At 71.7% G+C, this 1,422-nt stretch carries 1 protein-coding gene; it reads right to left on the minus strand.

Annotated elements, in window-relative coordinates; translation table 11 throughout:
• A partial coding sequence (locus H5J30_RS33195) for a peptidase C14 (protein ID WP_181791430.1) occupies positions 1–1,422 on the minus strand: 1,422 nt, incomplete at both ends.

Consider the following 1,422-nt stretch of genomic DNA (forward strand, 5'->3'; position numbering starts at 1 on the left):
CCTGATCCCGGTGTCGGTGAACTCCCCGCCCTCGACGGCGATGTCCTCGTGCGCGTACGACACGGGGTCGGCGCCGGGGGCGCCGGTGACCCGGCAGTGGTCGAGGACCAGCGGCCCGGTGCCGTTGAACGCGGCGCCGGCGGCGCCGTCGAGCACCGTGCGCTGGAGCGTCAGCCCGGCCTTGACCCCGGGGGCGGTGACCTCCGCGCCGGGCGCGAAGGAGAACGCCGAGTCGGCGATGACGTTCGGCCGCGCCGACCGGTCGGACGCCTGCGAGACGATCAGCGGGCCGCTGGCCGTGCAGCCGCGGAGCTGCACGCCGTCGGCGTTCACCCACAGCATCCCCGAGCCGTCCAGCGACTCCTTGCCGATGACGGTGACGTCCTCCAGCGTCAGGTCGGTGACCTTGACGCGGGCGACGAACCAGGAGCACACGTGCCGGCGGACGGTGATCCGCTTGGCCGCGCCGCCCCAGGCGGCCCCGGAGTTGGCGAAGGTCATCAGGCCCGAGTTGCCGGTGTAGACGAGGTCGTGCTCGAACTGGCCGTGGGTGACGAACGGGCCCTGGTCGTCGCCGTCGCCGTGGCAGTTGGTGACGTAGCAGTAGGCGGAGGCCGTGAAGTCGTTGAGGTGGCGGGCGTTGGAGGTGCGGCAGTTCGAGACGTGCCCGTAGAGGCAGTAGATCTGCTGCGTGAGGTAGCCCGCGCCGCCGTAGGTGACGGACTTCGGGTTGGCCAGGGTGCAGTTCTCGGTACGGAACCGGGTGCACCAGCGGCGCATCACCACGGGCCAGAACGTGCCGGTCGCCTCGATGCCGGAGACGTCGCAGCCGACGGCGTACTCGTACGCCACGGGGTGCGAGCCGGTGTACTGGTCGTCGCCGGCGCCCTCGAAGACGACGTTGCGCACGTGCGCCCGCTCGACGGGCTTGACCCGGGTCCAGGTCAGCGAGCGCCCGGCGGCCAGCGGCCAGCCGGTCTGGTAGCCGACGCGGATGTGCGTGCCGTCGACGACCCCGGTGACCTGGACGAGCCGCTGGATCTCCTTCTCGTACGTGCCGGATCCGGCGGCGTCCGACTCGACCGCCCACCACTGGCCGACGCCGAACGCGCCGGAGTCGCCGACCTCGTACACATCCGACAGCTCGGGGAGGTCGGCGCCGAGGGTGTGCTCGTGGACGGTGTCGGTGACCTCGCCGCGGAAGAAGAGCACCGCGCCGAAGGGGTTGTCGTGCCCGTTCTCCTCGATGCCCTCGGTGAGCATCCGGTTGCCGCCGAAGTCCAGCTCGACGTCCGAGCGGTCGGTGGTGTGCCGGCGGGTGAAGAGCAGGTCGGTGTGGGCCTCGATGCGGTGGATGCTCTTGTCGGCGAGCATCTTGTCCAGCGCGTCGTCGGCCGGCCGGCCGGGGCCGGAGTGGCCGTA

Origin of the sequence: Streptomyces phytophilus (assembly GCF_013870535.1) — a bacterium.
Classification (GTDB): Bacteria; Actinomycetota; Actinomycetes; order Streptomycetales; family Streptomycetaceae; genus Streptomyces; species Streptomyces phytophilus.